At 60.0% G+C, this 23,325-nt stretch carries 20 protein-coding genes; 11 read left to right on the top strand and 9 right to left on the bottom strand.

Annotation, left to right across the window (positions count from 1 at the left end):
• The first annotated feature begins 119 nt into the window (after positions 1–119).
• A complete protein-coding gene (locus ACOSV0_RS02175; RefSeq protein ID WP_434110369.1) occupies positions 120–962 on the top strand; it encodes an EcsC family protein in 843 nt (280 codons plus the stop codon).
• Here the strand turns inward: ACOSV0_RS02175 and ACOSV0_RS02170 are convergent.
• The 8 genes from ACOSV0_RS02170 to ACOSV0_RS02135 all read right to left on the bottom strand — a co-directional run bounded on the left by ACOSV0_RS02170 (position 932) and on the right by ACOSV0_RS02135 (position 12,292).
• Positions 932–1,897, bottom strand: a complete 966-nt coding sequence (locus ACOSV0_RS02170; protein WP_434108444.1) for an alpha/beta hydrolase — start codon at positions 1,895–1,897, stop codon at positions 932–934. The genes ACOSV0_RS02175 and ACOSV0_RS02170 overlap by 31 nt on opposite strands.
• 120 nt (positions 1,898–2,017) lie before the next feature.
• A complete protein-coding gene (locus tag ACOSV0_RS02165) occupies positions 2,018–2,452 on the bottom strand; it encodes a CHRD domain-containing protein (RefSeq protein ID WP_434108442.1) in 435 nt (144 codons plus the stop codon).
• A 408-nt stretch (positions 2,453–2,860) separates the two neighbouring features.
• Positions 2,861–7,315: an ATP-binding protein gene (locus ACOSV0_RS02160; RefSeq protein WP_434108440.1), complete on the bottom strand. Its 4,455-nt coding sequence runs from the start codon at positions 7,313–7,315 to the stop codon at positions 2,861–2,863.
• A gap of 32 nt (positions 7,316–7,347) precedes the next feature.
• Positions 7,348–8,094, bottom strand: a complete 747-nt coding sequence (gene aqpZ / locus ACOSV0_RS02155; protein WP_434108438.1) for an aquaporin Z — start codon at positions 8,092–8,094, stop codon at positions 7,348–7,350.
• A gap of 245 nt (positions 8,095–8,339) precedes the next feature.
• Positions 8,340–8,984, bottom strand: a complete 645-nt coding sequence (locus ACOSV0_RS02150) for a response regulator (protein ID WP_434108436.1) — start codon at positions 8,982–8,984, stop codon at positions 8,340–8,342.
• Between the two features lie 111 nt (positions 8,985–9,095).
• Positions 9,096–9,788: a response regulator gene (locus ACOSV0_RS02145; RefSeq protein ID WP_434108434.1), complete on the bottom strand. Its 693-nt coding sequence runs from the start codon at positions 9,786–9,788 to the stop codon at positions 9,096–9,098.
• Positions 9,789–9,939: 151 nt separating this feature from the next.
• A complete protein-coding gene (locus tag ACOSV0_RS02140; RefSeq protein ID WP_434108432.1) occupies positions 9,940–10,593 on the bottom strand; it encodes a response regulator in 654 nt (217 codons plus the stop codon).
• Positions 10,594–10,957: 364 nt separating this feature from the next.
• Positions 10,958–12,292 (bottom strand): MFS transporter, encoded by a 1,335-nt coding sequence (locus ACOSV0_RS02135; RefSeq protein WP_434108430.1) that lies wholly within the window; start codon positions 12,290–12,292, stop codon positions 10,958–10,960.
• A gap of 98 nt (positions 12,293–12,390) precedes the next feature.
• Here ACOSV0_RS02135 and ACOSV0_RS02130 point away from each other — a divergent pair, with 98 nt between their 5' ends.
• The 10 genes from ACOSV0_RS02130 (at position 12,391) to ACOSV0_RS02085 (ending at position 21,465) form a co-directional block, all read left to right on the top strand.
• Positions 12,391–13,278 (top strand): LysR family transcriptional regulator, encoded by an 888-nt coding sequence (locus ACOSV0_RS02130; protein ID WP_434108428.1) that lies wholly within the window; start codon positions 12,391–12,393, stop codon positions 13,276–13,278.
• 484 nt (positions 13,279–13,762) lie between these two features.
• On the top strand, positions 13,763–14,479 hold the full coding sequence (locus tag ACOSV0_RS02125; RefSeq protein WP_434108426.1) for a c-type cytochrome: 717 nt from the start codon (positions 13,763–13,765) through the stop codon (positions 14,477–14,479).
• Positions 14,476–15,885 (top strand): c-type cytochrome, encoded by a 1,410-nt coding sequence (locus tag ACOSV0_RS02120; protein ID WP_434108424.1) that lies wholly within the window; start codon positions 14,476–14,478, stop codon positions 15,883–15,885. Before ACOSV0_RS02125 ends, ACOSV0_RS02120 begins: the two co-directional genes overlap by 4 nt.
• A 30-nt stretch (positions 15,886–15,915) precedes the next feature.
• Positions 15,916–16,092, top strand: a complete 177-nt coding sequence (locus ACOSV0_RS02115) for a hypothetical protein (protein WP_434108422.1) — start codon at positions 15,916–15,918, stop codon at positions 16,090–16,092.
• A 2-nt stretch (positions 16,093–16,094) separates the two neighbouring features.
• Positions 16,095–16,667 (top strand): cytochrome C oxidase subunit II, encoded by a 573-nt coding sequence (locus ACOSV0_RS02110; RefSeq protein ID WP_434108420.1) that lies wholly within the window; start codon positions 16,095–16,097, stop codon positions 16,665–16,667.
• Positions 16,654–18,279 carry a b(o/a)3-type cytochrome-c oxidase subunit 1 gene (locus tag ACOSV0_RS02105; protein ID WP_434108419.1) on the top strand — a complete coding sequence of 542 codons (1,626 nt, stop codon included), beginning with the start codon at positions 16,654–16,656 and terminating at the stop codon, positions 18,277–18,279. The genes ACOSV0_RS02110 and ACOSV0_RS02105 overlap by 14 nt, the downstream gene beginning before the upstream one ends.
• Positions 18,276–19,085 (top strand): c-type cytochrome, encoded by an 810-nt coding sequence (locus ACOSV0_RS02100; protein ID WP_434108417.1) that lies wholly within the window; start codon positions 18,276–18,278, stop codon positions 19,083–19,085. The genes ACOSV0_RS02105 and ACOSV0_RS02100 overlap by 4 nt, the downstream gene beginning before the upstream one ends.
• Before the next feature lie 350 nt (positions 19,086–19,435).
• On the top strand, positions 19,436–19,996 hold the full coding sequence (locus ACOSV0_RS02095) for a PAAR domain-containing protein (RefSeq protein ID WP_434108415.1): 561 nt from the start codon (positions 19,436–19,438) through the stop codon (positions 19,994–19,996).
• Between the two features lie 2 nt (positions 19,997–19,998).
• Positions 19,999–20,616: a type VI secretion system amidase effector protein Tae4 gene (locus ACOSV0_RS02090; protein WP_434108413.1), complete on the top strand. Its 618-nt coding sequence runs from the start codon at positions 19,999–20,001 to the stop codon at positions 20,614–20,616.
• Between the two features lie 513 nt (positions 20,617–21,129).
• Positions 21,130–21,465 (top strand): hypothetical protein, encoded by a 336-nt coding sequence (locus ACOSV0_RS02085; protein ID WP_434108411.1) that lies wholly within the window; start codon positions 21,130–21,132, stop codon positions 21,463–21,465.
• 1,376 nt (positions 21,466–22,841) lie between these two features.
• Here the strand turns inward: ACOSV0_RS02085 and ACOSV0_RS02080 are convergent.
• Positions 22,842–23,312 (bottom strand): hypothetical protein, encoded by a 471-nt coding sequence (locus ACOSV0_RS02080; protein WP_434108409.1) that lies wholly within the window; start codon positions 23,310–23,312, stop codon positions 22,842–22,844.
• Positions 23,313–23,325: the final 13 nt, after the last annotated feature.

Below are 23,325 nucleotides of genomic sequence, written 5' to 3'. Positions count from 1 at the left end.
CTCGTCAAACGATCGGGAATCATACCACGAGGCGATGCTCTAAGCTGGAACCCGCCGGGGCGGCTCACCGCACCGGCAATCGACTGAAGAATGGACAATACATGACGCCAGGGAGGCACATGGAGCCGAGTTCGCTCGCAGCACAATCGTTATCGGACGAAGATCTGAGCGCGCTAAAACGCGCGAAACACGAACTGGAGAGCCCCGCGCTGGCGATGAAACTGGCGAGCATCGTCGGCTCGCCGCTCGAAAAACTGCTCTCGCGGATGCCGGCTTTTGCTAACGAGAAGGTCACGGATGCGACGGAACTGGCGTTGCGCAAGTGCCTCTCGATCGCGCTGCGCACACTCGGGCGGCAGGCCGGCGCCTCGCCCCTGGTGGTGCCCGACAAGCCGAGCAATCTGCTGCACAAGTTTGCCGTGGCCACCACCGGCGCGGCCGGCGGCGCATTCGGTCTGTTCGCGCTGCCCGTCGAGTTGCCGGTCACGACCACGTTGATGTTTCGCTCGATCTGCGACATTGCGCGCAGCGAGGGCGAGAATCTGACGTCGATCGACACGCAGTTGCAGTGCCTGACCGTACTCGGCATGGGCGGCACCTCGAAAGCTGATGACGACGCCGATTTCGGCTACTTCATCATGCGCGGCGCGCTGGCGCAGGCGGTATCGAAGGCTTCATCCGAAATCGCGACGAAGGGCTTCACCGCACACGGTTCCGCGGCATTGCTACGCCTGCTCAACACCATTGCCGCGCGCTTTTCGGTGCAGGTGAGCGAGCAGATCGCCGCCAAGTCGATTCCGGCGATCGGCGCGGTGCTCGGCGCGATGGTCAATACCGTATTCATCGACCACTTCCAGCAGGTCGCGCACGGCCACTTCACCGTGCGGCGTCTGGAGCGGCAATACGGCCAGGAAGCGGTCGAAGCCGCTTATCAGGCGATAGACGTGACGCTGGACGGCTGAACGTCCCTTGCCGCTGCGCTCGTCACACGCCGCACGAAAGCCGCAGCGTGGTCGAGCGCGCGGTTCGCTTCCGGAATAAACGGAGAGAACAGCGGCCAGACGTGCGGCATCTTCTTCCACACTTCGAGTTCGCAGTCGACGCCCGCGGCGCGCGCCTTGTCCGCGACGCGTTGCGAGTCGTCGAGCAATACCTCGGTGCTGCCCGCCATGATGAAGAGCGGCGGCAAGCCGTGCAGGTCGGCATAAACCGGCGACGCGTAGGGATGCGTGGGGGACGTGTCGCCGAGATAGACCTTGGCGGCGCGCGCGATGGCGGGGCCGCTGAACATGGGATCGAGACCGTCGTTGGTGCGGATGGTGGCGCCGGCAGCGGCCAGGTCGGTCCATGGCGAGAACAGCAGACAGCCCGCCGGCAAAGGATCGCCGGCGTCGCGCAGAGCGACCAGCGCGGCCAGGGCAAGGCCGCCGCCCGCTGAATCGCCCGCAATGACAATCGACTCGGGGAGCGTGCCGTCCTCGACCAGACGACGGTAGGCGGCGGTCGCATCGTCGAGCGCGGCTGGAAAGCGATGCTCGGGCGCGAGACGGTAGTCGAGTGAAAAAACCGGTGCATTGGCGCGCGTCGCCAGACCGTACACGAGCGAGCGATGGGTACGCGGCGAACAGAAGTAGTAGCCGCCACCGTGGCAATAAAGAACGGTCGGACTGGTATCGACGGCCTGCGTGCTGTCGACCCGCTCTATCCACTCTCCGCGTAACGGTCGATCGTTCTGCCCAACCGTTTCGCGCAGATGCCAACCGTTCGGCACACGAGGCGACCAGGCACGTTTGGCCGTTAGTGCACGCGCTTTCTCAACGTTGATGCCGGGTTTTAAGGTCTGCGGTCGAAACTGCTTGCGTAGATACCAGCACGCGAGTGCACTTTGCCAACTCATTGGGGACACGCTCCCTGGATAGTGTCCCGCCATGGTACGTGCGTTCGCCACTATGTCAGTGGACGACGGCTTCTAATCCCAGAAAAGCGCCTGCGCCACCGTACCAGGCTTTCCTTTCGCCTAATTGGCCGGCAAAACCTGCCCGCGAATCTCGCCCATCGGGTTCTGCGCGGTATGGACGTTGAAGTACCACTGCCCCGCCATCAGATCCGTGACCTGCTGTTCGCTGAGCGCCGCAGATCCTTTGATCGGGCTTGCGAGGGCGTCCTTTCCGATCGGCACCTGAACCTTGGCGTTCTGCCCGACCGGCGCGGGACCGTGGAAGTGCGCCGCGGTTGCCGGGCCGCTCAGCCCTTCATAGGTGACCGTCCATTGCAGGGACCTGGTCGACGTGTCGAACGTAGCGTTCAACATGCCGTGCCCGTGACTCACGCGCGGCGGCACTTCGCTCGACGGTTCGAGATCCGCCTTCAACGCTACCGTATCGGCAAAGGCGACACCCGACGCCAACGCCCACACCACCAGGGCAAAATTCAGTTTTCGAAGCACAATCATGGTCTTCTCCGGACTTTGAGGCACCGCCGCACCGAACTTTCGGCCACGTGCGAAGCAACCACATACTAGTGCAAATCTGTCGAGTCCGTTTGCATCAAGGGCCATATGACAAGTTCGCATTCGCCGCAGGCGCGCCAACGAAAAAAGCACCGCGAGCGGTGCTTTCATCAAAATTTTCAAACAGTTAATTGCGCATTTCGCAATGAATCTTTTGCGTGCGCTCAGTTATGCTTTGTCTTGCGAGAAGTGACTCCTTCATCGAGGGATGTCTCCAAATCTTTAACGCGGCTTCGGCCGCGTTTTTTTTCGTCCTCTCGATTTGCCGCTTGAACCCACTTTCGAGCGCGCGCCAATGCGATCGCCGAGCCGATCATGCCCCGCCCCGCCTCGCTGCTGCGCGAAGCAGCGTCATGCGAGCAATGCAGCCTGCTCCTCGATTCCATCCAGCATCGCATTGCACTTGCGCGCCAACACCGCCCCGTCACTACGCAAGCGCTCCGGCGTCTTGACGGTAATGTCCCGGCGATAGTTTTCCAGCGCATTGAGCAGAGGCGGATACTGCAACACGCTCGCCGCCCCTGCCACGCGATGATGCCACTCGCGCAGACGCTCGATTTCGGCCTGCTCGAGTAGCTGCGATAGCGCCTGCACGTCTTCACGCACCGAAGAAACAAACGAATCGAGCAACGCCTTAACCGTCGATTCGCTCCCCCACAACTGCGTCATGTGACTCAGGTCGACCGGAACAAATGGCTCGGGGCCTCCGCGGGTATCCGGACCGGAAGTCGGCGGCGCACTGACCGTTTCAGCGGGTGCGGCTTGCCATGCACTGTCCGTGCCGAACCAACGACTCAAATAGTCGCGCAGCGTGGCGAGCCGCGTCGGCTTGACGAGGCAATCATCCATGCCTGCGTCACGACATAGCGTCAGGTCTTCTGGCGCGGTATTCGCAGTAATACCGAGGATCGGCAGATGGTGCGCTCCGCCCTGCTCCAGCTCCCGGATACGTCGCGCCAGCTCGTAACCGGACAAGTTCGGCATATGGCAGTCCGTGATCAGACATCCATAGCTGGTTTGTTCGAGCGCGGCCAGTGCCTCGACGCCGTCGTTCGTCACGTCGCAGGCAAACCCAAGCAAGGCCAACTGATGACGGATCAATTCCTGATTGACCGGATGGTCTTCCGCAACCAGGATCAGCCGTCCGCTAGCAATGGCCCGCTCACGGTCCGGCGGCACATTGGCGCCTTCAGTCACGCGCGGCATGCCGGCGGCACGCGGCGCCACCGAAGGCAGCCCCGTCATCGCCGCGGCGCACGCCACGCCGAGGCCGCGCCACGAGATCGGGTTGATACTGACACGCACCGTGTTGTCGAGGATGCGATAGCCGGTCGGCTTCGGTTTCTCGGTCAGGCAGATGATCCGCGAACCGGATCCGACGCTTGCAGGCAGCACCCTGTCTTCACTCACAAAAATCATATCCACGTCCTCACAAGCGGCCGGTTCGCCGAGTTCCGCCGCATCAGGCGACACGCAGTGCAACTCGAGTCCGAGAGCCTGGCCGAAATGCATCAGCGCCTGCGCGACCCGTGTGTCACCCGTCGCCACGATGCCGCGTTTGCCGCGCAAGCCGCTCACGGAGTAGCGCTGCGATTCCACCGGCATGGTGAGGCGCGCAGTCATGCGCGTACCGACCCCAGGTTCGCTATGCAGTTCGAGCGCGCCCTCCATCAGGTCGATCAGCTTGCGGCAGATCGTCAGGCCCAGGCCGGTACCGCCGAAGCGGCGGGTCGTAGACGATTCCGCCTGCACGAACGGCTCGAACAGCCGCGTCTGCACCTCCGGCGCGATGCCGATGCCGGTGTCCTTAACGGTCATCTCAAGCGTCTGAGCGTCGCCAGTCTGGTCGACAACCGCAACCTGCACGTCGACCTCGCCTTCCGGTGTGAACTTGATGGCGTTGCCGAGCAGATTGAACAGAATCTGACGCAATCGCACGCTATCGCCTCGCAGCGTGGCGGCGACTTCGGGCGCAATATCCACACGCACCTTCAGCCCCTTCTCATGCGCGCGGCCAGCGAGCAAACCGACAGCGTTATCGACCAGCTCACGCATATCGATAGGTTCCGCTTCGATCGTCAGCCGGCCCGCGTCGATTTTCGAGTAGTCGAGAAGGTCGTCCAGAATCTGCAGCAGCGCGCCCGCCGACTCGTGGATCATGCTCAGCATTTCACCCTGATCCACGTTGAGCGGCGTGCGTTCCAGCACCTCGACAAGGCCAAGCACGCCGTTCATCGGCGTACGAATCTCGTGACTCATCATCGCGAGAAAATCATCTTTGGCGCGCGAAGCTGCTTCGGCCACGTCACGCGCACGCGCGAGTTCCTCGGAGCGTGCATGTTCGGCGCTCGCGTCCACCCAATAGCCGCTCCACACAATATCGCCGTCCTGCTCGCGGCGCGGCACCAATTCCGCTCGCGCCCACTTGAGGCCTTGCTCGCCGTCGAAACGAAACTCCATATGCACCGGCGTTTCGCAACGAGCCGATCGTTCCAGTTCGCTCAACACGAAAGGCCGGTCCTCCTCGCAGATACGCTGAAAATCGATCTCATCGCGGCTCATCAGCGAAGCACCGTTGCTGCCCAGCAAATGTCGTGTGTCGCCGCCGACATAAGGAAACGAATACACGCCGTCAACGGTGCGACGTAGTTGAAACACGACGGCCGGCAACGAGCGCGTGACGTCGAACAGACGCCGCTCGGTTTCGCGAGCGAGCATTTCAGCACGCCGGATGTCGGTAATGTCGACCATGGTTCCGAGCACGCAACTCGGCTTGCCGTCAGCGCCGTGACAGATGCGGGTCCAGAACAGACCATGACGCAGGTCACCTGCGCCGCGTTCAAACTGGAGTTCCGCCTGTGCGATCTCGCCGCCTGTCAGCATCTCGCGCGTAAGTTCGTCCAGAACATGTCCGTTCGCTTCGCCCCATGTCTGGACGTCCACGGTCGTGCGTCCGATCACTGCATCGCGGCGCAAACCACATGCTTCTTCGTAGGCCCGGTTGATCGCGATATAGCGCCCATCCAGATCTTTAGCGACGAGCGGATAGGGCACCGTCTCCATCATGGTTTCCTGAAAATTCAGTTGCGCAGCCAGTTCGCGTTCGGTCTGCTTGCGCAGCCTGACTTCCCGTTGCAGAAGCAGATATGCGCGCAACGTGACCAGCAATACGAGACCGATGCCGATCAGCAACGGCAGAAGGCGCACCGCGGTGACGCTCCATGTTCCCTGCTCTGCCGCGCTGCCAGTCACCCACTTCTGCCGGATGCGCTGCTTCTCGGCCGGCGGCATAGCCAGCAACGCACGGTCGATCAAACCCGCGAGCGGGCTCAGATCAGGGCGCACCGCGAAGCCGATCGCGTCGGGGCCGCCAACTGTGCCGAGAATCTTGAGCACGCCGGTGTAATGTTGCTTGAGCAGAATATCGACGGCGGCGACGTTGCCGACCAGTACGTCTGCCTGGCCGCTCTCGACCATCTTGAGAGCATCATCCAGACTGGGCGCAACAGCGATGTTGGCTGCTGGAATTTTTTCAACCGCGAACGGAATCGAGCCAGCGATATGCGACGAGACCACGATGCGCCGCGAGGCGAAATCGTTGAGCGCGCGTGCAGCGGGTTCGTCTTCCCGCCCGACGATCACGAGTGGATAGCTTTCGTATGCACGGGTGTGCAACGCGCCCTTCAGGCGTGGATCGTTGCTTGAGGATGTGGCCAGAATCGCCAGATCGCCGTGCTGGAAAGCGTCGATCGTGGCGGGCCAGTCGGCCGTGTGCGCGCGGTTGAACACTACGCCTAGCGCGCGGCTCAAGTAGTCCAGATATTCGGCGGTAATACCGGCAGGATGGCCGGACTCGTCGACATAACTGAAAGGCGCCCAGCCTTTATCAAAACCCACCTGCAAGGGAGGCAGCGAACGGAGCCAGGCTTGCTCTTCCGGTGTCAGCACGAGCCGCCGGGCAGCAGACGCAGCTTGCGTGTCGAAGCTGCCGGATAGCCAGCGCACGCGGATCGCCGTATCGTCGGCCGGGTTCATTGAAGCGAGCGCGCGATCGAGCTGGTCACGCAACGCCGCCTGCTTGCGCGGCACGGCAAAGCGCAAATCGGTGGTTCCGCCGCGTTCCTCGAAAGCGACTCGCAGCCCGCGGAATTCCTCGGTGCCCAACGCGTACTGGACAGCAGGCGTAAAACCGAGATAAGCGTCGGCATCGCCTTGTGCGACTGCCTGCAGCGCCGCGTGAGTACTTGCGAAGGTTTCGAGCTGGGCGCGCGGAAAGCGGTCACGCAAGGAGCGCTCCAGTGCAAACCCTTTCTCTATCGCGAGACGTGCACCGGCAAGCTGCGCGGCACTTGCGTACGCATCACCGTCGCGGCGGACAGCCACCGATGCGGACGCCCGAAAATACGGTGCGGTAAAACTGAGGCAGTGTTCCCGCTCGGGTGTGCGAGCGATGCTCATGACCAGATCGACGTTGCCAGCACAGGCCGCAGCCAGTAGTTGCGGCATGTCAGGAAACGCTTTGGACTCGATTACGACGTCCGGCCCAACGAGCGAGCGCAGATAGTCGGCGCTCAAACCGGTTAGCTGACCGTCCTGAAGGCCGTCGAAAGGCATCCATCCATTAGTCAGAACGCCGATGGTCAATGTGGCAGGAAAAGCGCCTCCGGCTGGGGGATGCGATGGACTGGTGAACGGTTGGGCTACCGCCGACTGCATCTGCATGACGACGAACGCGAACACGACAAACAGGCACTGCGATGCGCGTCGCACCATGCGCCTCACCCCGACACCACGTTGTAGTTTCATAGAGCGCTTCATGAGATGACAGCCGAAGGCACTTACGCGACGTCGCTCTGCTTGTGAGCGAACGGCGTAGCCTGCCGGCCGCACTTGCCGCTGAGAAATGAAAACAGCGCACCGGCGGCGACACCGCCCAGCAACGGCGCCGCCCAGAACAGCCAGAGCTGGTCGAGTGCCCAATCGCCGACGAATAACGCCTGGCTGGTCGAGCGAGCGGGATTGATGGAGCCGTTAGTAACCGGAATCGACACCATGTACACGATCATCAGACACGCGCCGGCGACCACCGGTGCGATCGGATTCAACCTTCGCCTGCAGGCCACCATCAGACTCGCCATGACGAAAGCGAACGACAGGGCAAGCTCGACGACCAGTGCAGAATGAAGTTGATAGTCGGCCGGAGAATGGTCGCCGAAACCGTTCGCCGCGAATTCGCTCGCGGTCAGCTCGAAGCCAGGGCGGCCACTCGCCACGTACGCGAGCAGCGCCGCAGCCGCAATGGCCCCGAGTATCTGGGCGGCAATGTAGGGCAGTAGATCCCGAACCGGAAAACGTTGCGCGACGGTGAAACCGATCGTGACAGCCGGGTTGAAGTGCGCACCGGAGATGGCGCCGAATGCGTAGCTCGCCGTGACGAGCGCGAGGCCGAACGCGAGTGATACCTCGAGCACGCCGTAGCCCTGCTGGACCGCGCCGGTGTTCAATACAATGCTGCCGCAGCCGATGAACACCACCCATCCCGTCCCGATACCCTCGACCAACAACCGCTTGCCCAACGCCACCATTCCGCCTCCCAGTTTTCGTGCGAATGGCAGATGGCGCAGCACTCCAGCCGTTAAACATCTGCCTGAATTCACCAGGCTCGTTACTGTCCAGCGGGGCGAAATGACTGCTTTCACCAGGTGCGCATTGGACAGCGAGCCTCAGCTAATTCAGAACTATGAAACGGCAACGTCACTCAACCAATCAGAAGACTCCGAAAGTCTTAGGAATCGTCGAGCGCTCAAAGGTCAGTTCTCTCACGTGACTGTCAGGCCAACCCTATCTGTCTCGCGTAATCGATGAGGTCGTTTTCAGTCTCGAGCCCAAGCTTGCGCATCGCGCTACGCTTCTGTGTGCTGATGGTCTTGCCGCTGCGCTGCAGACGCGTCGCGATTTCGTGGACTGCCAGACCTTGCACATAGAGCTGGAATACCTCCCATTCGCGCGCGCTCAACACACCCGCGCGCGGTTGCGGCGGTGCGTCGGACGCATCTATCGCAATGCGTGCCTGATCCGATAGATAAACATGACCGCTAACTGCTGCCTCGATTGCTTCGATCAATGCCGTGGCGGTATCGCGCTTATCGACAATTCCGGCCACGCCGAGGTGCAACAATCCAGAAAGCATGTGCGCATGGCAGATCATCGTCAGCACGACGACGTAGGGGTGCGGCCGCGCCCGGAACAACCGGCGCAGGAAAGACACGACGTTGCTCGCACCGTCAACGCCCGGCATGCCGATATCCGACACGACAACGTCGCATGCATGGCCGTCGAGCAACTCGGCCAGCGTTTGGGTGTCGTGCGCCTCGCCGACTATCTCGATGTGGGGCGCCCCCTGCAGCAGGCGCATCACACCAATACGAACGCAATCGTGATCGTCGGCCACGATGACGCGGATTTTTTGTGTCATTTTTTGTTGTCTTATCGACTGGCATTCCCTGCACGCAAAGTGCCTCCCCGGGATCTGCCAAGTACATCTTCTATTCGCCACGCCACCGGACCGGCATGGCGCCTCGTTGGCTCAGCGCCGGTTTTGCAGGCAATCTTCAGGGATCACGCCGTGCTCGACGGCGAAGCGGAACAGTTCCGCGTCGCTACGCAAGGCGAGCTTGCGCATCGCGGTACATTTCTGCGCGCTGATTGTCTTGACACTGCGCCCGAGCCGCGTGGCGATCTCCGTTACACCAAACCCGGAAGCGTATTGCGTAAACACCTCAAGCTCGCGGCGCGACAGCATGTGCCGGACAAAATCGAGCCGCTGCGCTACCGTTGCGTCCGCAATCAGCGATCGCACCGCCGGCCCGAGATAACACTCGCGAGCCAGCGCTGTAACGACTGCCACGTGAATCAGATCGATCCGGTCGCGTTTGCTGATCAACCCATCGACACCGAGCGCGATGACCTTTCTCAGCGCGGCAGCTTCGGTTTCCATGGTGAGTACGACAAGTGCAACATCGGGATAGCGCAGCTTGAACTGCCTCACTGCTTCCAGTCCATCGCTGCAGAAGCCTCCTGGCATGTAGAGGTCCATCAGAACGAGGTCGCACGGAATACGCTCGACTTCCTTGAAAAGTTCTGTGGCGTCGGCAGCACGGCCGACGATTTGCATATTCGGATAACTCACCATCAGATTTTCGATCGCCAACAGAACCAGTGGATGATCGTCAGCGATGATGGTTCGAACAGGTATGCTTAAGTCAGCGTTATCGTTCATCGTCTATTTCTCCCCCGTATCTAGATTCCCTGTCGCTCTCTCCGGAGCAACTGGCCGTTCCGCAATCATTAAACATACTTCAGAGAATAGACATAAGATCGCTCTGAAATGACCCAATGAACCTGTCTTGATAATTGATTAGCGATACGATTTAAATTTCATAAACTCCGTGTGCACGGATATAAGAAAAGAGACCGGGATCGTTGGCGACGCCGAGTTTAGCCATTGCCTCGCGTTTTTGACGGCTGACGGTTCGACGATGACATCCGAGCGCTACCGCAATCTCGGAGATTGAATGACCGCGTACGGACATTCTCACCACTTCCGCCTGTCTGCGGGATAAACATGAAACCGGCAACAGGTCGCATGCATCGTCCTGAGGCTGAGCAAGCGCGTCGATAATGGACCGGCCGACGTATACCTGTCCCTTTCCGCCCGCCTCGATCGCTTGCCAAAGCTCGTCCATTGTTTCGCTTTTGCTGAGCAAGCTGACTCCGCCATCTGACACCACCACACGCAGAATCGCAGTGTTCGTCAGAGCCGTCATCACGACGATACGCAACAACGGCCAGCTGGATCGGATTCGCCTGACAAGGTCCAGGCCGTCTTCGACCGCGCCGGATTCTTCCGGCATCGTCAGGTCGGTGACGAGCACATCGCATGGCGTGCTCTGTAGCAGTTTGATCAATGAAGCAGGCGTCACCGCTTCGCCGACGACGGTGACACCGGCGTGCATTTCCAGCGTGGCCCGAACGCCAAGCAAAACGAAGGGGTGATCGTCCGCCAGAATAACTCGAAGGTTCACTATGATTTCTCTCGATTGTTGTAGGTGTATTCGGCGAATGCGTAGGGGAAATTCCACTCGCTTCACACTTGCTTTTACGACCTCCTGGCATGCGGTGACATGCCGAGGTCAGCAATAAAACCACCACTACAACCGAGCAAAAATCGGAGCGTTCTGAAACCCGCCGATAATTTAATCGTCCATCGCGTCGCTATCAAAATAGTAATAAGCGATTATGCGAATCGAGTACGTAAAAATTCTTCTCTCGATGCTCATTTTTTACTGAGAAACAATGCAGCGACGAGAGCGCACTCTACCGCTCCCGTCGCATGCACAACAACGAATAGGATCCGGCAGCATCGCGCCGCCGGTCGCCATTACCTCGTCACGCGGCATCGCAAGCGCGTGGCGCCACCCGCTTGCTAGTGAGTGCCGTCCGCGGAAATACCGGCAGCGCGATCAAAGCGCACACACTGGCGACCGCCCATACCGTCGGCCACGAACCCACCGACAACAACAATGGAATCGCAAGCGGCGTCAGAAACAGCGAGAGAAACACGCAGGTGTTGCCGATTGCGAGTGCGGTACCTGCCCGGCTCGTTCCCGCGAGTGTGGCGAGTTCCGTGAAGGCAACGCCGTGCCATGCGGACGCGCTGATGCCGCCTAGCACGACCATCAACGCGAACACCGCCGTCATCGCCGCGTGGTGCGTACCGGCCAGTCCCGTCACCAGGGCGAGCGCGACGAACAGGACCGCGGTCAGCACACTGCAGGTACGCATGTAGGCGCGTCGATTGCCATGCCGATCGGTCCACGCACCGCTCCAGACCCGCGCAATTGCAGCGCCCGTTTGCACCGCCGCCATCGTCACACTGATGGTGAGCACACCCGCCCGGCTGAAATCGTGGAGGAAAACAGTCCCGAACGTCACGACGGCAAGCTGCGGCACGCACAGCGCGCCGGCGCCGAGCGCCACACGCCATATGCCGATATCGCGCAACGGCGAAACCCTCACCGGCGCTGCTGCCGCATGCGCACCCGCGGCCGCAGCCGCGGCGCTGCGAACCGTACCCGCGTCGTTTGCTTCGGCATGCGAAGGTTCGTGCAGCCAGCACCATGCGAACACCGCCGTGGTCGCACACGCAAGGGCCAGCACGGTGTACGCGCTGGCAAAACCGAATCTCGAGGCGAGCGCCGGCAGGATCAGCGCCCCCAGGCCACCGCCGGCCGGCACCGCGGTCTGCCGGATGCTCATCGCCAGGCCGCGCTCACCCTCGCGAAACCAGGCCATCACCGCGCGGCCACTCGAACCGTTGACGCTGCCGCCGAGCAGGCCGACCAGCAACAAGCCGAGCGCGAGCGTCACCACGCCCGGCACATGCGCGCCGGACGGCACCACGAACAATGCCAGCCCGGCTAGCGCCGCTGCGGTCGAAAGAAGCCCAAGCAGCAGCACGCGACGATCGCCCCAACGGTCGGTCAGCAGTCCCCATGGCAGTTCGCTCACTGCGATGCCCAGACCGAGCATGCCGAGCACCAGTCCCAACCCATCGTTGCCGAGGTGATAACCCGAGCGCAGAAAAACAGCCGTAGTCGGAATTCCCGAGAAAGCGGCCGAAAAACTCGCGTTCGCCGCAAAGCCGACTCCCAGTACCTTCCACCGATGGTTTGCTGCCCGCGCAGCCGATACCCGCACGGCAGCAACCGATTCGTTTCCCATGTCCGCCTCTGCAATGAATGAATTGGAGGTATCCTACGGCTGGGCAATCCATCGGAAAAGCCGGAAAATCAGATGACATCCATCGGATATACCGAACAATGAATCAACGCGGATTTGATTTGACGCAACTGCGCACCTTCGTCGCCGTCGCCGAATCGGGCAGCGTCTCGGCGGGCGCGGAACGCGTGTTCCTGTCGCAGTCGTCGGTGAGCGAGCAGTTGAAAAAGCTCGAGGAACGCGCGGGCCAGCCGCTCTTCGTGCGCAGCAAGCAGGGTGTCGCTGCCACGCCGGCCGGCAGCCGTCTGCTCGATCACGCGCGACGCATCATCGCAATGAGCGAAGCGGCGTTCGAAGACCTGCAAGGCCGCTCGCTCGATGGCGAATTGCGCATCGCCATCACGGACTACTACCGTCCGCTCGACATCGCACGCATTCTCAAAACGTTCTCGGAACAGCACCCACGCCTGAAACTCCACGTCACGGTGCTGCCGAGCGCCGTGATCGACAGCGGCGCCGGCGACGATGCGTCGTACGACATCGGCCTCTCGCTACGGCTCGTCACCCCGAACACGCGGCTCACCGGCCGGCGCGCCAGTGCGCAAAGCACGGTGGTGCGGCGCGAGAAACTGCTGTGGGTCTGCGCGGCTGATACCAGTCCGCGGCCGGCCACGCCTTATCCGCTGGTACTGCTGCCGTCGAGTTGCCAGTTGCAGCGCTTCGTCGTGAAGCTTCTCGACGAACACAAGGTGCCGTATCTGGTGTCGCATTCGGCTTCCGGGGTGGCCGGGCTGCAACTGGCGTTGAAGGCCGGGCTGGGCATTTCCTGCCTGAACGAATCGTCGATCGGCGGTGGGGTGGTGGCCTGTCCGCCAGGCACCGGGTTGCCCGCACTGCCGGCCGTCGAGTTTCATCTGTTGCCGGGACGAATCGGCGAAAGCGAACGCGTTAGCAATGCACGCACAGCGCTGATGCACCTCTTCAGTTGACGCGCCCGGCGTCGCGATGCACGCGTTGCGACGCACAAATCCCGACAGGAAAATCGCGCCGCGCGTCATTCGCATTCGGCGATGCAATTCGCATTAAAACCAGGCACCGAATAAATATTGAAAGCGCTCTGATCGGCGACTATGCTGATCAGGTGCGTCACCATTTGGACTACCAATTTTTATTGACGTACCGGATGAATTCCTGCAACCTGCCATGCATCCACCAGACGCATCAAGCGTTACCGCAGCAGCCCGAAAGCCGCCACCCATAGGCGCGCTCAGGCAGATCATCGTTTTATAAAGCGATTACGTCGTCGTATCGATAGCTACACTGCGCCTCCTGAATAAGTCTGTTTCGATTTGCTGCCCATGCAGTCGTTATAAAAGAAGAATTAGCAGGCTTGTCATGCATCGCCCTTCGAATTTATAAGCGAATGCATGAGAAAAAAACGCGAAGATAACCGTTCCCCCGGCGAGGCCTGGCGTGCATCGTAGAACTATTGGATTTTCGATCCTGATGGCGTTTTACGTCGTGTGGAGCGGCGTGGCGTTCGCAGCCACTAACGCATCGGGCGCGATGCCCTCGGCCATGGACGAGCGCGTGCGCGCCTGTACTTCGTGTCACGGCGTGCAAGGCCAAGGCCTGAACAACGACTATTTCCCGCGTATCGCCGGCAAACCGGCCGACTACCTGTTCAATCAGTTGACCGCGTTTCGTGACGGCGGTCGCACCTATCCGCCGATGGGCTATCTGCTCGCCTTTCTGCCCGACGACTATCTGCGCAAGATCAGTCAGTACTTCGCCGACCTGCAGCCGCCGTACCCCAATGCCGACCACACTGAAGTCGCACCCGCAGTGCTCGCAGCCGGACAACGGCTCGTCACGCAAGGCGACCCGGCGCGCAAGATTCCGGCGTGCATCGCATGTCATGGCGCGCGCATGACGGGTACGCAACCTGGCATTCCGGGCCTGCTCGGCCTGCATGCAAGCTACATCGCCGGGCAGATGGGCACGTGGCGTTCGGGCACACGTCACGCGCTCGCACCTGACTGCATGCATTCGATCGCCGTCAAGCTGACCGACAAGGACATTACCGCGGTATCGAGCTGGCTCGCGCGCCAGCCCCGCCCTGCCGATCCGCGGCCCGCGCCGGCGTCCGCCGGGCGGTTGCCTCTCGCATGCGGGAGCCAACCGCAATGAAGCCGACACTCCGCTCGATCCGCCCTGTTTTGCTTGCCATGATGAAGCGCCGTTGCGCCGCTGCGTCGCTCGTATCCGGTTTGCTGGTTGCCGGCCTGATCGTCGCCGGTAGCGTCACGCATTCCAGCGCACAGCATGCGCTGCTGATCGCTGAAGCAGGCGCCGCTGAAACCGCGCCTGCAGCAACGGCAACAACACCAGCAACGACGGCAACAGCCGCACCGGCGACTGGCGACAAAGCCGACACCCGCCCCGACATCGTCAAACGCGGCGAGTATCTGGCGCGCGCCGGCGACTGCGTCGCCTGCCATACCGCGCCACGCGGCAAGCTGTTCGCCGGCGGCCTCGCAATGGACACGCCGTTCGGCACGCTGTATTCACCGAACATCACGCCGGATGCGCAGTACGGCATCGGCACATGGAGTGAAGAAGCGTTCTTCAAGATGATGCGCACCGGCCGCACGCCGGACGGCACACTGCTCTACCCCGCGATGCCGATCGCTCAATACACCAAGGTCACACGTGAAGACTCGAACGCGATCTTCGCGTACCTGAAATCCGTGGCACCCGTACGCGAGCCGAATCACAAGCACACGCTGCGCTTCCCGTTCAACCAGCGCAAGCTGCTATACGGCTGGCGCACGCTGTATTTCCGTGAAGGCGAATTCCAGCCGGACCCGACCAAATCGGTCGAATGGAATCGCGGCGCGTATCTGGTCGATGGACTCGGACACTGCACGATGTGCCACACCAAGATCAACATGCTCGGCGGCTCGTCACAAAGCGAACAGTTCGCCGGCGGTCTGATCCCGGTGCAGAACTGGTATGCGCCCTCGCTGACGTCCGATAAGGACGGCGGTCTCGGCGACTGGAGCATCAAGGACATCGTCGACCTGTTGCAAGCGGGCATTTCCGATCGCGGCGCCGTGTACGGACCGATGGCCGAAGTCACCTATCACAGCCTTCAGTACATGACGGAAGACGACGTCAAGGCAATGGCGGTCTATCTCAAGACGTTGCCGAACAATCAGGGCCGCAAATCGGGGCCGTCCGCGCCGACCAACACCAACGTGTTCGCGCTCGGCGAAAAGATCTACGCCGACAAGTGCGCGCTATGCCATGGGGCAAAAGGCGAAGGCCAGTTGCAGCATTACCCGCCGCTTGCCGGCAATCAGTCGATCGAAATGGACTCCGCGGTCAACCCGATCCGCATCGTGCTCAATGGCGGCTTCCCGCCTGGCACCATGCGCAATCCCGAGCCGTACGGCATGCCTCCCTTCGGTCAGGAATTGAACGACACCGATGCCGCCGCCGTCGTCACGTATATCCGCACTGCGTGGGGCAACCACGGCAAACCGGTGACGGCCCGTGAGGTCAACGAGTTGCGCAAGGCGCCGCTGCATTGAACCTGAACCGCTGCACTGGAGAAACTCTAGATGGAAGCGAACGATACCCACAACGCGGCTCCGCCAACGGATGAAGACGTGGAACGCGTCGTCGCAGCCGGCTCGCACGGCGCGATCGCCGTGGCCGGTGTCGCCGCGCTGATCGTCATGGCGATCTGGTTCGGCTTCTACTTCCTTGTGTTTCTGCCGCGCGGCGTCATCCATTGACCATGTCGACCGATACCAATCACCAACCCGGCAGCGGCCACGAAGTCGCCTTACGTGCCGAGCGCCGCTGGGCGATTTTCGCCACGGCGCTGATCGTGCTGATGCTTGTCGTCATCGTGTTCTCGGGGCTGCATTGGGCGATGATGCCGCCGTCGCGGGTCGAGACGATCGATCCTGCGCGCCTGCAACTGTCCGGCGAATTCGTCGAAGACAACCTCGGCAGCGCGGTCGAACCGGATGGCTCGGTGGTCGTGCGTTTCGTCGCGCAACAGTATTCGTTCACGCCGCAATGTCTGCTGGTACCGGCCGACACGCCGATCACGATCCGCACGACCAGTGCCGACGTCGTGCACGGCCTGCTCGTGACCGACACCAACATCAACACGATGGTCGTGCCCGGCTATGTCTCCACGCTGAACACGCGCTTCGACAAGGCCGGCGATCACACCATGCCGTGTCACGAGTTCTGCGGCTTCGGCCACCAGACCATGTGGGCGCATGTAAAGGTCATCGACAAAGCCACGTTCTTCGAGCAAGCCCGACAATCACGGAGGCTCAGCTGTGTTTCTCGCTAAGCGACTCGTTCTCGCGCATTTCTGGCTGGCCTTCATTGCGTTTCTGGTCGCGCTGCTGCTCGGCGCGTGGCAGATGCTGGTGCGCAGCCCACTGGTGCCATGGGTCGGCGACCCCGAGCTCTACTATCGGTCGGTGACCGCGCATGGCTCGGTGATGGCTTATGTGCTGCCCACCCTGGTGTCGATGGGCTTCGGCTACGCGATCGTCGAACTCGCGCTCGCGCAGCGGCTCGTCGGCCTCAAATGGGCATGGGCCGCATTCGTCTTGCTGGCGATCGGCGCGGTGATGGCGATGGTGCCGGTCGCGCTCGGCAAGGCCTCGGTGCTCTACACCTTCTATCCGCCGATGATCGGCAGCCCCTTCTATTACCTCGGTGTGGTGCTGGTGGTGGTCGGCTCGTGGATCTGGGTCGCGCTGATGCACGTGAATCTGCGTGTCTGGCGGCGCGCGAATCCCGGCAAGCCCATACCGCTTGCGATGTTCGCCAACGTGGCGGGCGCGTATCTGTGGGCATGGACCGCGATCGGCGCGGCGCTCGAAATCCTGTTCCAGATCTTGCCCGTTGCTTTCGGCCTGACCAACACGATCGATGCCGGTCTCTCGCGCATCCTGTTCTCGTGGACGCTGCATGCGATCGTCTACTTCTGGCTGATTCCGGCTTACATCGCGTACTACACGCTGGTGCCGCGCGCGATCGGCGGACGGCTCTATAGCGATTCGATGGCGCGCGTGTCGTTCATTCTGTTCCTCGTGTTCGCGATGCCGATCGGCATTCACCACCTGTTCGCCGATCCGCAGGTCGGTTCGGGCTTCAAGTTCCTGCATGCGGTGTTCACCGGCATGGTGTCGGTGCCGACCTTGCTGACGGTGTTCACCATCTGCGCGTCGGTGGAGATCGCGGGCAGGTTGCGCGGCGGTAAGGGCGCATTCGGCTGGCTCACTGCACTGCCGTGGCAAAACCCGATGATGCTGGTGATCGCGTTTTCGTTCGTGATGCTGGGTCTTGGCGGTGCGGGCGGCCTGATCAACATGAGCTACCAGTTGAACTCCACCGTGCACAACACGCAGTGGGTGACCGGGCATTTTCATCTGATTTTCGGCGGTGCGATCGTCATCATGTACTTCGCGATCGCGTACGAACTGTGGCCGCAACTGACCGGCCGCGCGATTGTGTCGATGAAGCTGGTGCGTACGCAACTGTGGCTGTGGTTCATCGGCATGATGGTGACGACGCTGCCGTGGCACTACGTCGGCTTGCTCGGTGCGCCGCGCCGCATGGCGTATTACGACTACACCATGCCGGGGATGGAATCGCAGGCGTTCTGGGTGGGCATGTCGGCGGTGGGTGGATTGATTCTTCTGGTGTCCGGCGTGCTGTTCATTTACATCCTGGCGAAGTCGCAATTCGGGCCACTGGTACAGCAACAGAGTTTCCGCTTCGCGAGCGCGGTGCAACCGGTGGAGCACGTACCGGCCGCGCTCAACAGTTTCGGCTTGTGGGTGGCGTTGATGATCGGGCTGACGGTCGTCAACTACAGTGTGCCGATCGTTCAGTTGCTCAGATTGCCGCAGACGTCGGTGCCGGCAGTTGTCGTCGGAGCGCAGCGATGAGTCAGGAACGCGTCTTCAGCTTGCGCAACCCGTGGTTCACTTTGAGCCTGGGCGGCACCATTGCGATTGCTGTTGTGTCGATATTGATCGGCTTCATCTGGTTGCCATCGGCGAATAGTGGATTCAGCGGACGTGGTTTATGGGCAACGATTTGCAGCGCCGCGGGGGCGCCGTCGAGTTGGTACGGTGGCGCCAATATTGCCGGCCCGGCACCGAGTGAGGTTGTGGTTCTGCCGCCTTTGCGGCAAGTGCGCGGCGACGCGAATTCGATCGGCCGTGGCGCGACGATCGCGACGCAGAATTGCTCGATGTGTCATGGCGTGCTGGGGACAGTGCAGGTGACAGCGCCTGCGTTGGCCGGGCAGTATGCCGACGTGGTCTATAAAGAGTTGCGCGACTATCAGAACGGCGTGCGGCAGAACGCGGTGATGCAGCCGATCATTGCGGCTCGCAGCGATCAGGATTTGCATGATCTGGCGGCTTATTATGCTTCGCTGTCTCGCGCGCCGGCGGCCGAGGTTTTGCCTGCTGGCGTGAGCCCGGATGCAAATGCTGTGAAGCTTGCGATGCAGGGTGATCCGCAGCGGAATATTGCGCCTTGCGCGGCTTGTCATGGGCAGTTGGATCGTAAGGGGGCGGCGCCTTGGCTTGGAGGGCAATCGTCTATTTATCTCGCTGCGCAGATGCGGGCGTTTGCTTCCGGTGCCCGGCATAACGATATCAATGAGCAAATGCGGAATGTGGCGCGGCAGATGACTGCTGGTGAGATTGACGCTGTGGCTAAGTATTACGCTGCTATGCGGTGAAGGTTTGAGTTTGGTTTGATCTTCACGACGCTTGATGTGGCGCGCAAGGTCGGTTTGGTTGAGGGATTCGTCGCCGCGCATCGCTAGATGCGTTGATGATCTGAAGTAACGTGTTACAAGGCCCGCGCTCAGCGGGCCTTTTTTCGTCCAATGTCTTACACACATTCGGATATCTCTGACGCATTCTCAGATGCGTCCAATACCGCTCTCCAATAAAAAGAGCCAGGCTCTACAGATAAGTTTTTCAACCCTATAGGAGACAGGCCCATGGCAAATATCGCCGCCGACAAAGCACTTTATCTGTTCGTCACAATCGACTCACCGGCCATCGCGAGATGGGAGAACCGCACATGATGCGTCTGGTTCTCTGCGTGGGTGACCAACCCGAAACAGGCGGCTATATCGAACCCATGACGATCGGCGTCCCGAGTTCAATCATGGGTTTTGCCGTTGCGTTCATCGGTGGCACTGCGTTCTGCAATGCGTGCAGCAGTGTTGGCGTCATCGCCAAGGCAGGTGGTCCGATGCGAAGAACGCATTGTGGCGCTGAGATCGCGCTCGCGGGTGACGTTCTGCTTTGCAAATGTTCCAGGCCACCGCGCATGGTGGCCGTCATGCAAAACACGTCGCGACACGATGACATGGTCGAGTCGATGGGCACGGTGACTTCGAGCAAGACAGCGGATGGTGGAGTTTCGTCTGTTGTCGTGGGCGCTTACGACGAACAGATCGAAGCGGATCAAGGCGATCGGTTCGAAGACTATCCCTACTTCATTGAAACCGAGGATGGTCGCGTGGTTTCGGGGCGACTGGATTCCAGTCGTCTTCTGCCGCGCGTCTATACGGAATCTTCGGACAAGTACACCGTACTTTGGGGCGACGACGCCCTCGCGAAACAGCAAGGAAACTGACAATGCCGAACAAGCCGACCGTGGTGCGAACCAACTCGACACCTGGTTCTATCAAGGTGGTGAAGCTGAAGATGCTGACGTTTCAGGAGTTGTGGGATAACTATCCAGTGGGAGATCCTTACGATAATCCGGCCTACGAGAATCAGTGTGCAATCCGTATGAGCGTAACGTTTCATCGTGTTGGCATCGAGATGAAATCATTCTCTGAAAAACTGGTTAAACCACTTTCAGGTCAGCACACCATCGGGCGTATTCTGCTTGGCGGCAAAGCTACCGCCACGCGCGCGGACGAGCTGGGAGAATGGTTGCAACTGCGCCCCATCGCGGGGCTTTCGAGAGCGGAGAACATTACTGGTCCAGATTGGGAGTCAAAGGTAAAAGATCGCACAGGTATTATTCAATTTACGGGCTACTGGACCCGCGAGCATGAGAAAGTGGCCGATGCAAGCGGTGGGCACATAGATCTCTGGAATGGTACGCGGCTGACGATCAGCGGAGGCGCTGATGCGTTCGCGACGATCGGTCGAATGTTAGGCCGGCAGTCGTTCTGGCCCGGGCATACTGTTGGCTGGTCTGATCTTCGGAACTCGAAGCGCATTCTCTTTTGGGAAATTAAATGAGGCGAGTGGCCGCCACAGTTGTCTTTGCAATGTTGGGATTTGTCAGCCTGTGGTTTTGGATGGGTATTGATGAAACCATTTGTGCCCGCTTCCCCCATCTCTGCATTCGATATGGCTGTAAAGAGATTGGCGAGTGCCCGATGAGCTTTTGGGACGAACTCGTTTTCTTTTTGGTTGTGCTCGGACCAGCTACAGTGTTCGGTTTCGCAGGAGCGGTGTTCAGCAAGCGGCAGCGGAGCTGGCACTCCTGGTTACTGCTACTCCTTGGCCTAGTCACAGTGCATTGGGGGCTTATGCTAGTCGACAGGCTCGTCTAGACAGTTGAGTAGATTGTGTCGCGTCACTGGTGCGTTCACTTCCTGCACGAGGGAATCGATTGTCGGTCCACGAACAGGGGCACGCAGCATTTAGCACCACATCAACCCTGGTCCTTGGGTTCCGCGTAAGAGTGTCGCGTGGATGGTATTCCGATCTCACCAAATCCAAACAGATTCTCTTTTTTTGGGAAATCAAGTGAAGCGTGCAGCATGGTTTTTGGCTTATCTGGCTGCAGGGCTCCTGGTGTCCTGGCAATCAGCTCTGTTTGCCAGTCGATTGGCAGGTCGGTACTCCTGGCCGTTAGTCCATGGCCATTGGCACGGATGCTGGGATTTTGAACATTGCAGCGTTTCCTGGCTCGGCTATGCAGTGACTTTTCTCTTTATTTTCGGACCGGTTGCCGCTTGGGGGATCGTAGGGTTTGCGCAAGCGAAAGAGCTTACCGTGTCTCGTGTTGCCGTTACCGCGTCGATACTTATCGCAGGAACTGCCCTGTTTTATGTGAGTTTTTATGCTTTTGTATGGCAATGACAACCCGCTAAAGTCGTCGAATTGTGTTGCATCAGTGGTGCATGAGCTCTGTGCGTTGTCGGTGCGTTGAACTGCGACGTCCGTGTCCGTATAGGTGCGTCATGAGAATCTTGTTGGTATTTCTTGCAGGAATTATCTTACCCAGCCTCATTTGTTGGGGAGGACTTGTTTTTTGGGGAACAATTGTTTTGCGCGGGAAAGGTAGTCTGTTCGACACCAATCCAACAATCGCTAACGCTTTCTTCATATGCTGGGGAGTGCTTTCCGTGGTTTGCGGAATAGCAGGCGCTCTGTATAGCCAGAGAGCCAACAGACGGCGGCACGACTAACGTCATAGCGATGTTTTCGCGTGTCGTAGGTTTTCAATCGTTTGTCCCAGCACAGAATTCGGATGATCAGATTTCCGAAATTCAAAGAGAATTTTGTTTTGAGAGACTCAATGATGCGGCGATGTTTCACCGCAGCCTGTTTCAGCGTTATCGGGATCGCAAGCATATTTGCGTGGGCGTCGATAGACGCCAAATTGTGCGAGACGTACTCCGATTTCTGCAAACCAAAGCCGGGTTTTTGCGGTGGAATTGACGTGTGCAGCGCCGACGCGCACGTGATTTTCGGACTCGCATTAATACTGGTCGCGCCACCTGCGCTGTTTGGGGTCTTGGGCTACCAGTTAGGCAAGCGAAGTGCAAATGCCCATCAGCTATTTTCGTGGGGTCTGGCAGCCGTTGTCGTCCATTGGATGCTCACTCTTGTCAGCACGAGAGTTCTACCCCTATAGATCACCGATCGTCATCTCGTTAGCGTCAATGGTGCTTCATTTCGTCAGGGAATCGGGGATATCCCGAACTAAGCAAATCGAGGCATATTCTTTTGTGGGAGATTAAGTGAAACGATGCGCGGTGAGCTTAGGCGGCTTTGCCTACGGCTTCGGCCTTACCTGGATCTGCCTATCCGTGTTAAGTCATTTCCACTGGACGCGCCACCACGATCGGATAGCAACTGGATGTCATGAAATCGGAAAATGCGCCTTCCCTTGGTGGGGTTGGTTGTTTTTGATTTCGTACTTGTTTGGCCCTGCAATCATTCTAGCGACGATTAACGCAGTCGCATGGCGCAGATGGTCTGTGAGGAAATGGGCTTGCGTTTGCTTCGGTGCAACGGTTCTGGTTCTTGCGCTGTACGCAGCGGATTACTTTGCGTAAAGCCCGATTGGGGGAACAGAGGCCGCATGATACGTTTGCCAGAAGGCAAACCAACGCCACCAAGGCCAGGTCGCGTTCCCTTTCGGAGCGCGAAATTGCACCGTCACAATGAGAAAAAGGCGCGAATTGCTCGCGCCTTTTTCGTTGCTCCCGCGTGCTGGCCACTAGTGCCGGTTAGTGTGCAACGACAGAGGCCTGTGTGCCCGCTTCTGCTCGCGACGCGACCTTTGTGCGCACCGGCTTGGGTCGCGTGGTGTCCGCGGGCTTCGCGCTCGACTTGTCATCTGACTTCGCCTGCGCTGCCTCGGATAGAAGACTCGCGGCACGTTTGGCGGTGATGCGGCTTTGAGGTACGTCCTTCGCATCGAGCGCGATCACCTGGTACAGTTCGCGGTCGCATTCAATCTCGCGCTCGTACGCCTCGCCGGTTTCGACAAGCAATTCCAGCAACGCATGTTGGCTTTGCCGTTCGTCCCTCGTCATGCAAGGAGCTCTGCGTATTGAGGACGCAAGCGTAACCAGTCTCTTAAGTTGATCCAACTGACGGTTGCACAAATCGAACGCCGAAAGCGCGAGCTTTTCGTACTGGAGCGCATCAACGGGTGCGCGCGAAGTTGCTTGAGGTTTGTTGGTAGATTTGCTCATGGTGCGATTTCCG

Origin of the sequence: Paraburkholderia caffeinilytica, from assembly GCF_051027425.1 — a bacterium.
GTDB lineage: Bacteria > Pseudomonadota > Gammaproteobacteria > Burkholderiales > Burkholderiaceae > Paraburkholderia > Paraburkholderia caffeinilytica_A.
This window is presented reverse-complemented; position numbering and strand designations above follow the sequence as displayed.